The organism is Algibacter lectus (assembly GCF_900112395.1).
Classification (GTDB): Bacteria; Bacteroidota; Bacteroidia; order Flavobacteriales; family Flavobacteriaceae; genus Algibacter; species Algibacter lectus.
Genome location: NZ_FOLN01000008.1, coordinates 131,119 through 146,098, shown reverse-complemented (window position 1 = coordinate 146,098; position 14,980 = coordinate 131,119). Strand labels below are relative to the sequence as shown.

At 32.8% G+C, this 14,980-nt stretch carries 16 protein-coding genes; 3 read left to right on the top strand and 13 right to left on the bottom strand.

Annotated features, from left to right (window positions below; translation table 11 throughout):
• The first annotated feature begins 109 nt into the window (after positions 1-109).
• Entirely contained in the window at positions 110-580 is a 471-nt protein-coding gene (locus BM246_RS14375) for a hypothetical protein (RefSeq protein WP_074938841.1), read from the top strand.
• Between the two features lie 82 nt (positions 581-662).
• Here BM246_RS14375 and BM246_RS14370 read toward each other — a convergent pair whose 3' ends face one another.
• The 13 genes from BM246_RS14370 to BM246_RS14310 form a co-directional block, all read right to left on the bottom strand.
• Positions 663-1,442 (bottom strand): RMD1 family protein, encoded by a 780-nt coding sequence (locus BM246_RS14370; protein WP_042504298.1) that lies wholly within the window; start codon positions 1,440-1,442, stop codon positions 663-665.
• 96 nt (positions 1,443-1,538) lie between these two features.
• Positions 1,539-1,763: a hypothetical protein gene (locus tag BM246_RS14365; RefSeq protein ID WP_042497024.1), complete on the bottom strand. Its 225-nt coding sequence runs from the start codon at positions 1,761-1,763 to the stop codon at positions 1,539-1,541.
• Positions 1,764-1,777: 14 nt separating this feature from the next.
• Positions 1,778-2,092 (bottom strand): hypothetical protein, encoded by a 315-nt coding sequence (locus tag BM246_RS14360; protein WP_042497143.1) that lies wholly within the window; start codon positions 2,090-2,092, stop codon positions 1,778-1,780.
• Between the two features lie 132 nt (positions 2,093-2,224).
• Positions 2,225-3,751 (bottom strand): bifunctional GNAT family N-acetyltransferase/carbon-nitrogen hydrolase family protein, encoded by a 1,527-nt coding sequence (locus BM246_RS14355; protein WP_074938839.1) that lies wholly within the window; start codon positions 3,749-3,751, stop codon positions 2,225-2,227.
• A gap of 2 nt (positions 3,752-3,753) precedes the next feature.
• Positions 3,754-4,728 carry a deoxyhypusine synthase family protein gene (locus tag BM246_RS14350; protein ID WP_074938836.1) on the bottom strand — a complete coding sequence of 325 codons (975 nt, stop codon included), beginning with the start codon at positions 4,726-4,728 and terminating at the stop codon, positions 3,754-3,756.
• On the bottom strand, positions 4,718-5,656 hold the full coding sequence (speB, locus tag BM246_RS14345; protein ID WP_042497020.1) for an agmatinase: 939 nt from the start codon (positions 5,654-5,656) through the stop codon (positions 4,718-4,720). The genes BM246_RS14350 and speB overlap by 11 nt, the downstream gene beginning before the upstream one ends.
• Positions 5,646-7,043: an arginine decarboxylase gene (locus BM246_RS14340; protein ID WP_042504301.1), complete on the bottom strand. Its 1,398-nt coding sequence runs from the start codon at positions 7,041-7,043 to the stop codon at positions 5,646-5,648. The genes speB and BM246_RS14340 overlap by 11 nt, the downstream gene beginning before the upstream one ends.
• 701 nt (positions 7,044-7,744) lie before the next feature.
• A complete protein-coding gene (locus BM246_RS14335; protein ID WP_042504303.1) occupies positions 7,745-8,623 on the bottom strand; it encodes a pseudouridine synthase in 879 nt (292 codons plus the stop codon).
• 153 nt (positions 8,624-8,776) lie between these two features.
• Positions 8,777-9,679 carry a geranylgeranylglycerol-phosphate geranylgeranyltransferase gene (locus BM246_RS14330; protein ID WP_074938834.1) on the bottom strand — a complete coding sequence of 301 codons (903 nt, stop codon included), beginning with the start codon at positions 9,677-9,679 and terminating at the stop codon, positions 8,777-8,779.
• Positions 9,680-9,752: 73 nt separating this feature from the next.
• Positions 9,753-10,682: a mevalonate kinase family protein gene (locus BM246_RS14325; protein WP_042504308.1), complete on the bottom strand. Its 930-nt coding sequence runs from the start codon at positions 10,680-10,682 to the stop codon at positions 9,753-9,755.
• 29 nt (positions 10,683-10,711) lie between these two features.
• Positions 10,712-11,791, bottom strand: coding sequence for a diphosphomevalonate decarboxylase (gene mvaD, locus BM246_RS14320; protein ID WP_074938832.1), 1,080 nt, complete (start codon positions 11,789-11,791; stop codon positions 10,712-10,714).
• Between the two features lie 107 nt (positions 11,792-11,898).
• Positions 11,899-12,438 carry a DUF1697 domain-containing protein gene (locus BM246_RS14315; protein WP_074938830.1) on the bottom strand — a complete coding sequence of 180 codons (540 nt, stop codon included), beginning with the start codon at positions 12,436-12,438 and terminating at the stop codon, positions 11,899-11,901.
• 6 nt (positions 12,439-12,444) lie between these two features.
• Positions 12,445-12,900, bottom strand: coding sequence for a GNAT family N-acetyltransferase (locus BM246_RS14310; protein ID WP_074938828.1), 456 nt, complete (start codon positions 12,898-12,900; stop codon positions 12,445-12,447).
• Positions 12,901-13,078: 178 nt separating this feature from the next.
• Here BM246_RS14310 and BM246_RS14305 point away from each other — a divergent pair, with 178 nt between their 5' ends.
• Entirely contained in the window at positions 13,079-13,543 is a 465-nt protein-coding gene (locus BM246_RS14305) for a hypothetical protein (protein WP_139221900.1), read from the top strand.
• A gap of 1 nt (position 13,544) precedes the next feature.
• Complete coding sequence (locus tag BM246_RS14300) at positions 13,545-14,978, top strand: T9SS type A sorting domain-containing protein (RefSeq protein WP_074938823.1); 1,434 nt, start codon at positions 13,545-13,547, stop codon at positions 14,976-14,978.
• Positions 14,979-14,980 lie beyond the last annotated feature (2 nt).

The following is a 14,980-nucleotide window of genomic DNA, read 5'->3' as shown; positions in this document are numbered from 1 at the left end:
CCATAACGGGAGCCTTTTTTGTTAAAAGCTAGTTAAATTTCAAAACCTTTTTAAACCTTTTTGAAATGCGAAAGTCCTAATAGCAAATAAACATTAAAACTTAAATAAGATGAAAAAATTAATAATTATTGCATTAGCTTTTATTGGATTACAAGCAACTGCTCAAAGAAAAGAAGGCGGACCAAGAAATCATGACAGAGGAGAAAAAATGATGAATCTTACTGCAAATGAAATGGCAACACTTCAAACTAAAAAAATGACTTTAGCATTAGATTTAGATGAAGGACAACAAAATAAAATTTACACCATAAATTTAGACAACGCCACAAAACGTAAAGCAATGATGGAAGAACGCAAAGCTAAAAAAGAAGCTGGAACTGCGGAAAAACCAACTAAAGAAGAGCGTTTAAAAATGATGAATGATATGCTTGATCACAAAATTGCTGAAAAAGCTAAAATGAAAAAGATTTTAAACGATGAGCAATATACTAAATGGGTAGAATCTTTAGAAAAAAGAGACATGAATAAACGTGGTAACAAAGGCGATAATAAAAAAGGCAAGAACCACAAAAGAGACTAAGAATTTTGTTAGATTGATTGATAGTTAATGAGAAAGCGCATTTCAGATTATTGAAATGCGCTTTTGTTTTATATAAAAACTACTAGCCTAAAATCTTCCCGATAAACATATCGACCACTTCAATAACAATTAGAATGATAATAATCCATTCTAGCCTGCTACTCTCCTTATGGTCCATAATATCCTTAAACAGCTCTAGGTTATCTTTAATAATTTCAATTCGATCATGAATTAATCGGTATCGATCTTGTAAATCAAAAGTCCGTTTCAAGTCCTGATTAAGCCTATTAAGCTGTTCATTTTCCCAGGTAATTTCAGGAGAATCAAAAATATATAAGTTCTCCGAAATTTTATTTTTGATATTTAAAATCTTCCCAATAAATCGTTTTAATTTATTTCCCGAAATATCAAGCGTTCCCTTTTCTTCTAAAAACAAGGTATGCTTATTTGTTTCTATAAGAAGCTCCTCTGTTATTTCCGCATAACGATCTAAAGCCACAGATTGCGATGTATTAAGCATTACTAAACGTATCATTTCTTGATCCAGTTCAGGAAGCACAACATCATCGAAGGTAACTCGTAACGTCTCTGGTTTTACAATTACAGAAACAGATTCAGAAAGTTTTTCAGTAAAATAATTAGAACAAAAAGGATTTATTTGCTTTAATGCCTGTTCAATTTCATCGTGAGATAAATTGAAAAAAGACACCATCCCGTATTGAAAGATGTAAATAAATTTTTGATTTGAACTTTTATAATAAAGTTCATCGCTATCCTGAAACACCAATTGCCACGGCAACTCTTGTTTACTAGCTTTTATTTGGATAGCACTAGCTACTTGGTAAGCAACTACGCGGTACATTATATTCTATAAGTATTCTGTTATTTTTAGAGTAGGGAATTTTATACCCGACAGATTTTGAAAACCCATCAGGTCTAAAATATTTTATTAAATGAATTAATCTATCGGTTTTAAACTCTGAACGCGATAGATGGCATCGTCACCATCAGCATCTTCAACAAATGTGATTCTGAATTCTTTATCAACCAAAGACTCATCGTTTTTTAAATCGAATTGCTTTAAAACACGTGGATGCACTTCCTCAAAAGCAAGCTCCTCGCCGTTTTCAAACCAAAAATTAAAATAACCGTTTTCGAAAGATTTAAAAACAGCTGTTCTCATAATATTAAATTGTGTTAATCGTTATCGTCGTCTTCTAAGCTCGGGTCTTGTACAGCTTCCGGATCATTATCATCAAAATCTTCATAATCATCTTCATCATAATTCTCCATGGTTACTGCTAATTTAGAACTTACTTTTACTAAATATTTAGTATCCTCGGTGGTTACTTCTACCGCTTCTATAATTTCGTTATGCTGATTTTTAAATGAAATAATTTGATCATCATCATATCCATCAGGATAGCGTTCTACTAATAAGGCTAATATCTCAGGTGTCAATTTTTTAAAATCAACAATGACACGTTTTAAATTTTCATTTCTATTTTTCATGTGTTGGTTCTTATTTTATTATTAGGTTTCACATGTACTCTATTTAACGACATATTACTCTCATTAAACAGGGTTAATTGTTTTTTAGATTTGGGCATTATTTAGCCACAAGATAAATATAATTATTTATGATTACTTTACACGAATTACATCGTAAAAATCTTTTCGTCTATCCTTCAGGTTTTTAACAGCTCCAAAAGAATGTAGTTCTCGCAATAAGCTTAAATCTACATCGGCAACTAAAATCATTTCTGTATTTGTTGTCGCTTCAGCTTTTATTCCATTACTTGGAAACGAAAAATCGCATGGTGTAAACACAGCGGACTGCGCATATTGAATATCCATGTTATTTACGTTTGGTAAATTACCGACACTTCCAGCAATAGCAACATAACATTCGTTCTCTACAGCACGTGCTTGCGCACATAAACGCACTCGAGAATATCCGTTTTGCGTATCGGTTAAAAATGGTACAAATAGAATATCCATGCCTTCATCAGACAATAAACGTGATAATTCAGGAAACTCCGAATCGTAACAAATTAATATACCAATTTTACCACAATCCGTTTCAAAGGTTTTTAATTTATCACCACGTTGCATACCCCAAACCTTAGCTTCATCTGGTGTTACATGTATTTTTTCGTAACGCTCAAAACTACCATCTCTTCGGCATAAATACCCAACATTATACAGTTTATCACCAACCAATTCTGGCATACTTCCTGAAATAATATTAATATTATATGAAATAGATAACTGTTTCATTCTATTAACAATAGTTTCAGTAAATTTTGCCAATTCTCTAATAGCATCTGGTTCATGCATATGGTTAAACTCAGCCATTAAAGGCGCATTAAAAAACTCTGGAAATACTGCAAAGTCAGAGCGATATGCCGAAACACTATCAATAAAATACTCTACTTGCTGCATTAAATCGTCCAAGCCTTTATAGGGGCGCATTTGCCACTGTATTAAACCTAAACGCACCACCGTTTTTATGCTACTTGCTTTTTTATTAGGTTTGGTATAATTTATATTATCCCACTCCATTAAAACTGCGTATTCACTTGATGCTGTATCGCCTTCTAAATAATTTTTTAAAACCCTTACCGGATGAAAATCATTAGATATTTGAAAGTTTAAAACCGGATCATGAATTTCCTTACGCTTAACTTTTTCAATATATTCTTTAGGCGTTAAATCTCTATGTTTATGATAATTTGGCATACGCCCACCAAATACAATACTCTTTAAGTTTAACGTTTCGCAAACTTCTTTTCTGTAATCGTAGAGTCTTCTACCTAAACGCAACCCTCTATATTCTGGCTTTATAAACACATCGATACCATAAAGCACATCGCCTTCTGGATCATGATTTTTAAAAGATTCTCCAGAAATAATATCGCTATAAGTATGGTTATCATCTATTTTATCATAATCGACAATAAGAGACAACGCACAGCCCGCTAAATTTCCATCAATTTTAATAACCACCTGTCCTTCTGGAAACATGGTGGTTAATTTTTGAATGTGATTTTTTTTCCAATAAGAATCTAGCACACCGCCATAAGACTCTAACGTTGCTGCTTTTAACTCCTCAAAATCATCAACAGTTAGATACTTTAATTCTATATTTTCAATATTGTTTATGTCCATTGCTATTGACCTAGTAGGTATGCAAAAATTAATGGCGCAACAATAGTAGCATCACTTTCGATGATAAATTTAGGTGTATTAATATCTAATTTACCCCAAGTAATTTTCTCGTTTGGTACAGCTCCAGAATACGAACCATAACTGGTTGTAGAGTCGCTAATTTGACAAAAATAACTCCAGAATGGTGTATCTGTACGTTCCATATCTTGATACAACATTGGCACCACGCATATCGGAAAATCGCCAGCAATACCACCTCCTATTTGAAAAAAGCCAATACCTTTAGATGAATTATCAGTATACCAATCTGCTAAAAACGTCATGTATTCAATACCAGATTTTACAGTACTTGCTTTTAATTCTCCTTTTAAAACGTAGCTTGCAAATATATTCCCCATAGTACTATCTTCCCAACCTGGGCAAACAATAGGCAAGTTTTTTTCCGCTGCAGCGTACATCCAAGAATCTTTTAAATCAATTTCGTAATACTCTTCTAAAACTCCAGAAAGTAACATTTTGTACATATACTCATGAGGTAAAAAACGTTCACCATTAGCTTCGGCATCTTTCCAAATTTTAACGATATGTTCTTGTAATCGTCTAAAAGCTTCCTCTTCAGGAATACAAGTATCAGTTACACGGTTTAAGCCTTTTTCTAATAAATCCCACTCATCTTCAGGAGTTAAATCACGATAATTAGGCACACGTTTGTAATGCGAATGCGCTACTAAATTCATGATATCTTCTTCTAAATTCGCACCTGTACAAGAAATAATTTGCACCTTATCTTGACGAATCATTTCAGCAAAACTCTTGCCTAATTCAGCAGTACTCATAGCTCCTGCCAAAGACACTAACATTTTAGCCCCAGAGTTTAACTGTGCCTCGTACCCTTTTGCAGCGTCCACCAAAGCAGCAGCGTTAAAGTGTAAATAATGTTTTTCTATAAATTGCGAAATTGGTCCTTTAGTACTCATCGTTGTCACTGAATTTAGAAGCGTTAGTTTTTTGTTTTGTATTATCGTATGCGTTATCGTAATCGTCGTTTACCGACTCATCCATAAATTTATAGCTTAGCATTTTGTAATATAATTTTGCGGCTAAAAAATCGGATGATTTTTCTTTTTTATTTGGGCAAAGTTCCACAATATCGAAACCTACCACATTTTTCTCTTTAAAAACTTGTTTTAAAAAGTCTAAGGTTTCGTACCATAATAATCCACCCGGTTCTGGTGTACCTGTGCTTGGCATAATTGAAGGATCGAAAGCATCCAGATCAAAAGTAATAAACACATTGTCCGTCATTTGATCGATTGCCGAATCCATCCAAGTATCATCCACAGCCATATCGTGTGCAAAATAAGTTTTCTCTTCGTCCATAACGGTTTTCTCCATAACGTCCATAGAACGAATTCCTACTTGAATTAAATTGGTTGTTTGGCTTGCCTCGTAAACAGCACAAGCATGGTTACACGTAGAACCATCGTACTCTTTACGTAAATCTGCATGTGCATCAATATGCAAAACCGTTAAGCTTGGGTACATTTCGTTAAAAGCACGAATAGTACCTATAGAAATAGAATGTTCTCCACCAAAAATGGTTACAAACTTATTTCTCTTAATATATTTTTTAGTCGCTTTATGCACAGCTTCCACCATAGCTTCTGGCGATGCATTCTCGGTTACAGCATCGGCTAAATACACCCCTTGGCGGTACACTTCCGTTCCGGTTTCAATATCGTAAAGCTCCATGTTTTCCGAAGCATTTAAAAACGCCTTAGGCCCCTTATCTGCACCTTTTTGCCATGTACTTGTACCATCATAAGGCACAGGAATTAAAACAATCTTTGCAGTTTCCTTTTTTGCAAACTCTTCTGCAATTCCAGCGTAGGTATTATTGCTCATAACCTAAAATTTTAAGTAAGTCTTCACTTTTTTGTTGTTCACTAAATATTTTTTTTGTGATGTTTCCATCTTCATCTCTATCTATTAAAATATGCTTTGGCGATGGAATTAAACAGTGCTGTAAACCTCCAAAACCACCAATAGTTTCTTGGTAAGCACCTGTATTAAAGAAGCCAATATATAAAGGTTTATCTTTATCATACTTTGGTAAATAAATGGCATTCATGTGTTGCTCACTGTTGTAATAATCATCACTATCGCAAGTTAAGCCGCCAAGTAAAACACGCTCGTAACTATCGTTCCAACGGTTTAAAGGCAACATTACAAAACGTTTATTAATAGCCCAAGTATCTGGTAATGTTGTAATGAAAGATGAGTTAATCATGTTCCATTTTTCACGGTCGTTTTGTTGTTTTTGATACAAAACTTCGTAAACCGCACCACCACTTTCACCTACAGTAAAACTACCGAATTCCGTAAAAATATTTGGCACATCTACACCTTCCTCTTCGCAAACAATTTTAATTTGATTTACAATTTCTTCAACCATGTAAGCATAATCGTAATCAAAAACTAAAGAGTTCTTAATAGGGAAACCACCACCAATATTTAAACTATCTAAACTCGGACAAATCTTTTTCAAGTTTGTGTAAACCTTCAAACATTTAGTAAGCTCATTCCAATAGTACGCATTATCACGAATACCAGTATTAATAAAAAAGTGAAGCATTTTTAAATTCACCTTCTCGTTATTCTGAATTTGAGATTTATAAAACGGCACAATGTTTTTATAGCCAATACCTAAACGTGAGGTATAAAATTCAAATTTTGGTTCTTCTTCCGAAGCAATTCTAATACCAACATTAAAGTCGCCATCGATCTCGTTAGAAAGCAATTCAATTTCCTCGTAATTATCAATAATAGGAATAGCATTTCTATGTCCGTTATTAATTAATCGAGCAATATTAGTTACATATTGTGCACGCTTAAAACCATTGCTAATTACAAAGGTATCATCTGTAATTTTACCTTCTTTTTTAAGGTTTTCAACAATATCAATATCAAAAGCCGATGAGGTTTCAATATGTATATCATTCTTTAAAGCCTCGTTTAAAACATGTTTAAAATGCGAGCTCTTTGTACAATAGCAGTAATTATATTTACCCTTGTAATCGTTCTTTTCGATAGCATCGGCAAACCATTTTTTTGCACGATTAATATTGTTAGAAATTTGAGGTAAATATGTAAATTTTAATGGTGCACCATAAGTTTCTACCAACTCCATTAGGTCTACTCCGTGAAATTGTAATGTTTTGTTTTCTAATGCAAATTCCTCTTGCGGAAAATCATAAGTCTGATTGATTAAATCAATATATTTTGTATTCAATGTATTTATTTTAAGATATTTAAAGATATAAATTGTAGATTAACTACATGTTAATTCCGTAAAAAAATTAAAATCAAATTTGAATTTCAGGTTGAGTAGTAGGTACGAAGCCGTACTTATACTGGATAGCATATATGGCAGATACGGAAGTTAGCTTTAAAATTCGGTCGCTTAATCGGTAAGCTGCTTTTGAAAATGACTTCCTAATGTCCAAAAGCCCGAACACAGAAACAGAGTTCAATTCGTTCAGCTAATAATAGTGCAAATGAAATACAAAAAATTGAATTACAAACTTTTTTTGTATTTATTTTTAAAATATTTTTTAGGGTGCGTTACCACAAGGGTCAGGCTATCACTACTCGCTTTTTTGTGTTGCTTAGGTGCAACCACACAAAAAGAGCTCAAACAGGCCGTTCTATCCCTAACGCGGGTGTATTACCAAATTACATTCTAAACAATTAGCGACATTATTTACCCTCAAAATACAGATAAAAAACAATACTGCAAGAGCTTATTGTTCCGATGAAAAGGAAAATTTCATAATAAAAAAAGAAAATTTCTTTATAAAACAGTATGCGATGTCTCCTAGCGTCGACATAACACAAAAAAACGCATACAACACACTATAAACCAAATCGAGTGTTACACCTTCTCATGAAGACGTAACACTCGATTAAAATATTTGGCCAAACTTAAAAGTTTTATAACATCTTTAAAGTATTCAACTCTTGTTCAGTTAAATGTTTCCAGCTTCCGCGAGGAATATCTTTTTTAGTTAAGTGCCCAATAGCAACACAATCTAAACTAACAATCTCGTATTTTATGTAATCAAAAATACTACGGATAATTGTGTTTCCAGTATTTTTAATTTTAAGTCCAATTTCTTTTTTAGACGCATTATCGATATAGCTAATCTCTTCTACCTCAATAAGTTTTCCTTCAATTTTAAAACCAGCTTGTATCTTTTTAAGATCTTCTAATTTTAAATTCTTATCCAATTCAATATGAAATAAACGTGGCACACCATGTTTAGAATTGGTAAACTTAGCTGCTATAGCATCATCGTTTGTAAATAATATTAACCCCTTAGAATTTCTACCTAAACGCCCAATAGGCTTAATACGTGAACTTGTTGAATTTGCAACCAAATCCATTACTGTTCTCCCTTTACCTTCGCTAGTTGTTGTAGCAAAACCTTTAGGTTTATTTAATAAAACGTAAGCTTTTTTCTCTGGGTTTATACGGGCGCCATCATAACGAACTTCATCTGCAACCTTTACTTTATATCCCATTTCGGTAATTACTTTACCGTTAACGGTTACTAAACCAATAGCAATATGATCATCAGCCTCACGACGAGAGCAAATACCAGAATTTGCTATGTATTTGTTTAGTCTAATTTCATCAGGATTACTCGCTTTTTTAGGTGTAGGGTTACCCTTTTTAATAGGTGCATTACCTCTAGAAAAACTTTTACTTTTTCCACCTTCACCTCCTCTAGCAACGCCTTTTTTAGCTTCACCTTGATTACCTCTTCCTGAAGGTTTCCCTTTTCCGCTTGTTCCTTGATTTCTGTTCATGACTAATAATTTTCTGCAAAGATATATTTAAAATTATGATTGACGATTTAAGTTTTACTTTTTGTTTTCTTTAAATATCACGAACGCCCTTAATAGCAATGTTTTATTAAGAAATCTTGATACTTGCTTATATGCTGAAGAAAGCCTCCGTTACTAAATTCTATTTAAAACCACACTAATCTTTATAAGCGCGATACTAAAGGCACCAACAACAATTATAAATTTTAAAATATTATGAAGTATTAAGTAATGTGTTTTTGTTTTAGACATCCATAATATTAATAAAAAGGCCAATAATAACGGTATACATAAGTAAAAATACAGATCCATATAACCAACATCGTAACGAGAAAGTAACAAGCTCATAGGCACCCAGGTTAAAACTGCCAAAATAGTCAGCATTACTTTAGATGCTTTTTCGCCGTAAACTATCGGTATAGTTTTATAATTCTGAGCCAAATCGCCTTTAATATTTTCTAAGTCTTTAGTGAGTTCGCGCATAGACATCATTAAAAACAAGAAAATAGCATGTACAAAAACCACATGTTCAAAGTTTTTATAATACATAAAAATGGCAAAAAACGGTGTAATTGTTAATGTCGCTGAAGTTAAATTACCAATAAATGGCATTTTTTTAAGCTTATGCGAATAGAACCAAATACCAAAAATATAAATAGAAAAGAAAATCACACCTTTAAAAGACACATAACTAGCCATTACAACAGCTAAAAAATTAAGAACAAAATAGAAAGATAACTTGGTGTTTTGGCTTATCAATTTATCCAACTTAGACTTTATAGGTCTGTTAATTAAGTCTTTCTCAGAGTCGTAGAAATTATTAATAATATATCCACCAGCAATAGTTGCTGCCGAAGCTAAAACAAGCATGAGTAAGTTTAAATCCAGAACAACATCTTTCACAGGTAAATCGTGCCCTAAAATAAAAATAGCCGTTAGATATTGTGCGATAACTACAATAAGAATATTGTAACCTCGTACTACAGAGAACATGCTAAAAAACTTAAGTAAAATGTGCTTTTGTTTTCTGGATAGCATAAAATCTTGCTTTTGAAAAGAATTCTCAAATAATCCCGAAAAGTTTTCGAAATTTTATAATAAAACCTAAAATCTAGAAGTTGTAAACCACTTCTAATTTATAACCTGAAAGTGCTTTTTCTGCTTTACTTAAATCTTCGGTAAAACCTAAAATATAGCCACCTCCACCAGAGCCACAAAGTTTTAAATAGTATTCGTTAGTATCGATACCTTTTTTCCAAAGCTCGTGAAACTGTTGCGGAATCATAGGTTTAAAATGACTTAAAACCACCTTAGATAAACTCTTGGTGTTTTTAAATAAAGACTTAACATCTCCTTTTAGAAAATCGTCTACACAAGCATCGGTATGTTTAATAAATTGATTTTTTAACATACTACGAAACCCTTCTTGCTTCATGTTTTCCATAAATAAGCTTACCATTGGTGCGGTTTCCCCAATAATACCACTATCTAATAAAAACACAGCACCTTTACCATCATTTTGCTGAGCAGGAATACCTGTTGCCTCGATATTATCTTTTGAATTGATAAGAATTGGAATACTTAAATAACTATTTAAAGGGTCTAAACCAGAAGATTTTCCGTGGAAAAAAGATTCCATCTCTGAAAAAATTGTTTTTAACTTTAGTAATTTTTCACGAGTTAAATTCTCTAAAACTGTAATTTTATCTTGTGCATACTTATCGTAAATAGCCGCAACCAAAGCACCACTACTACCAACACCATAACCTTGCGGAATAGACGAGTCGAAATACATACCAGCCTCTACATGTTTTTTTAGTGAAGCCACATCAAAAACAACCAATTCTGGATTAATATTCTCTAAATACCCAACATACCGTTGTAAACTTGCATTAGAAGCTATTGCTGTTTCCGATGGGTTTTTATCCGTTTTTAAAGCCCCATTATAAAAGCTGTAAGGTATTGATAAACCTTTAGAATCTTTGATAATTCCGTACTCTCCGAAGAGTAATATTTTTGAGTAAAATAATGGTCCTTTCATAAGCTATAATAGACTTGGTAAATGCAAAATTACAACAGTTTTGCCCCAAATCCAATTTTATCGATAATATACTCACCTTTTTGACAAAAGGTAACTAACTCACTTTTAATGAATTTAAGTACAGATTCCGCCTCATTCTCAGGATACAAAACATGTACATTAGCACCCGCATCCAAAGTAAAACACACTTTAGAACCTGTAGATTCTCTAAATGCCCAAATTTTATTTATAATCTGCAACGTGTTCGGTTTCATTAAAATAAAATAAGGCATACTCGTCATCATCATAGCATGCAGTGTTAAAGCTTCACTTTCAACCAAACCAATAAAAGCATCTAAATCTCCCGATTTTAAAATATTTTTTATGTCTTTAAGGTTTTTATTAGCCTGCTCAAAACGTTGTTGCGCAAATGGGTGGCCATGCATTAAATTATGTCCAACCGTACTACTCACCTGCTTTTCTCCTTTATCCACCAATAAAATAGTATCCTGATAATTTTTGAAATTCTCATGAACTTCAAACGGATATTTTACACCAAACAAATCGGAACTTCCAACTACATCTTCATGCTCACCCCAAACTACCAAATCGCCTTCCAAACTTCTGCAAGCACTACCAGAACCTAAACGCGCTAAAAAAGATGCTTTTTGAATGAAATTTATTTTTAAATCATCATTAACCAATACCTTTTCAATACTCATCAAGCACAAAGCCAAAGCGCTCATGCCAGACGCCGATGATGCAATACCAGAACTATGAGGAAATGAATTTGATGTTTCTATTTTAAAATGATAGTTTTTTAAAAACGGTAAATAACGCTCCACTCGCTTAAAAAAGGTTTCTATTTTAGGTTTAAAATCGTCTTTTTTCTCATTATCCAAAAACACATCGAACGAAAAATTTTCTTTATTTTCTTTTTCAGAAAAACTTAATTTCGTGGTTGTTTTACAATAATCTAGCGTAAAACTTATAGATGGATTTTCTGGTATTTGATCTTGCTTTTTCCCCCAATATTTCACTAAAGCAATATTGCTTGGCGAACTCCATGTAAAATCTCCGCTTTCAATATGCTTCGAATATGGTTTTGGGATAAAATCGGTTTCAGTCATGTTTAAATTTTAAGCTTTAATACAGCTAGTTTTGGCAAAAATAAGAAATATCTCTGCTATTTTTATCGAATTCAGCAATTCACTATTATTGTCAACAAATTATTAATTCAACTAGCGTTTTCAGATAGTTCCAAAAGCTTTGCCATTGTTTTATAATTTCTAGCCGTGGCAGTAATCTTTAATTTACGTTCAAAGAAGTTATTATTGTATTTCGTTTTTCCGTAGCCAATAGACGAATAAAAGTAAACACAATTAGCTAAAATATTAATCTCCTCGTTCTCAAATTTCATACTTAAAACTTCATTTACCAAATCGATTTCTGGTGCTGTATATAACAATGAAAAGTAACTTTTCTGCTTTTTTTCTTCGGAAAAGGGACAAGTATTAAAAATAGTGTTTAACGCATCACTAGTTATTACAAGCACAGGAACACTTAATTCGAAACGTTTTTTTATAGCTTCCGTAATTTGAAATTCTAATTCCGAAGCGTTTCCTTCTTCAGAATTAAAAATAATATTGCCACTCTGTATATATGTTTGTACGTGTTTTAACCCCATATTTAATAATAAATCGCGAAGCTCTGCCATTAAAATTTTATTCTTTCCTCCAACATTAATACCTCTCAACAGAGCAATATAAGTTTCCATATCCGTTTATTTTAAATTTTTAGCGAAGCAAATACTATTTTTGGCTTTTACATAATCACCAAAATTAGGAATAGTATGATAATTATTTTTCTCGTAAAACCTGATAGCATAAGGTTTCTCTTTTAAAGTTTCAAGAATACATTTTTTAAAACCTAATTCTACACTCCAATCTTCTAAAGCTTCTAAAACCAATTTAGCAACACCTTTTCCTCTAAATTCAACAGGCACAAACATCCGCTTAACCTCAACTTCATCTTCCGAAAAAGCTTTAATTCCCCCGCATCCAGTAGGGGTATTATTTTCATCGTAAGCCACAACAGCATGCTTAATTTCATCAATATTATTAAGTTTTCCGTAAAACTGTTTTTCATCTTTATAGTAAGCACCTAAATCAATATCCAAAGCCTCAACAAGTTTTTGAAAATCTAAATCATTAGAATTTGTTCTTTTTATACTTATCATTCTTTTACGCTTTTTAACGATACAATTGTAGGGTTTGCAACCAAAACTAAGGCATTCATCGTTATATCATGGCTTTAAAAGACAATATTCCGTAACTTTGTTTAAATATTTTATTTCAATTGTGAAAAAGGTTGCCCCAAAACATACTAACTTTTACAAGCCTAAAACTGCATTTTTAATGCTATTCGCTTTGGTGTGCATATCTTGTGCCACAAAAACTAGTCTTGTTCAAAACGCAGAAGTTCCAGAAAGCGACCCAAAGCTTATATTCTTAAATTATCGAGTTTCTCAAAATTCAAAAGGCCAAAAATCTATTGAATTTATAGATAAAAAAATAGTAGACGGTAAACTACGAAACAGCGATTCTAAATATATAAAATCCGGAGTTCCAGGCGATTTAGTTTGTACACAACTTAGTAAAAATAAAACGCTAATTTCCGAACAAACCATATCTAATCCATTATTAAAAACTATTGAATTCACAACCGACTCTTTTAATTTCAAAAAGCGAAACGTATCTATAAAACAAGCACCGTTAAACCTACGTATTCAGTTAAATACTTCAACTAAATTTATTAGAATTAAAGAAGTAATAGACTCTCTACAAAATACAAAAACGCTTATTACCTCTAATATTGAATAATATGAAAAACGTCTTCTTTTTATTTTTTGTATTAGTAAACTTTCAGTTTACAGGGGCTCAAGTTTTTACTACGGAAATCATCAAAAATTCCGGTGACAACAGTAAGCGTCTCAATTTAGTAATTTTAAGCGAAGGCTACCAAGTTAGTGAGTTTGCCAAATTTAAAACCGATGCTGTTAATTATACAAACAACATGTTTAACGAATCGCCTTTTAAAGAATACTCCAATTACTTCAACGTTCATATCATTTACGTGCCATCAAACGAAAGTGGTGCCGATCATCCTGGAGAAAGTTTTGATCCGGAAGAAACTCCAGATGCATTATTGTCACCAATAACTAGTGCAGATACTTATTTTAATGCAACTTACGATTCTTACGGCGCACACAGAAGGCTTTTTTACGAAGCAGACGGTAATTACGCCAACCAAACTGAAGTAAAAATCAACAGCGTTTTAGCCGATAACTTCCCTACTTACGACCAAGCTTTAATACTAGTAAACTCTGATGAGTACGGAGCCAGCGGAGGTGAATTCCCTATGAGCTATACAGGGTATTGGGGTCCAAAAACTGTACTTCACGAGCTTGGCCACTCTATGTTTAACCTGAAAGACGAATATTATCCAGGTGAATTATTTACAGAAGAAGCCATAAACATGACTAGAGAAAGTGACGAAACTCTTGTGAAATGGAAAAACTGGGTAGGCACAAATAATGTTGGTGTTTATCAATACACTTGCGATACTGGTAATTGTGCCGAATGGTATAAACCGCACCAAAACTGCATTATGAAAAGCATAAACAAATCGTTTTGCCCGGTGTGCACAGAAGGCATTATTGAAAAAATTCATGATTTACTACCACCCATTAACTCATTTACACCAAATAACGACAACGCAATTAGTAATGCCGCTTTCCCTTTAGAATTTGAGCTAAATTTAATTGAACCTCTACCAAATACTCTAGAAAGTGAATGGACTTTAAACAGTGCATCTTTCGCAACTAATCAAGATTTGGTTAGCATACAAGAAGAAGATTTAACCATAGGTACAAATACCTTAACCGCGGTAATTATAGATAACACCGAACTTTTAAAGGTAGACAACCATGAAACAACGCACGTAAGCACCGTAACCTGGACGATAGAACATTCTACACTAGGCATTGAGTCTATTGAAAGTAGTAACACCACCTTTACCGTATCAATTTATCCTAACCCAGTTTTAGATGTTGTTAATTTGAAATTTGAAAGTGATAACACCGAAAATGTAACCGTAGAGATTATATCGATAGATGGTCGAAAAATTAAATCGGAAACGCTTACCAATTCTACAGTAAACTCTATTAATTTAAGCGCTTTGCCTTCAGGGATTTATTTAACTAATTTTTATGCTAACAAGGTACTTTTAGCAACTAAAAAGCTAATAAGAAAATAAGC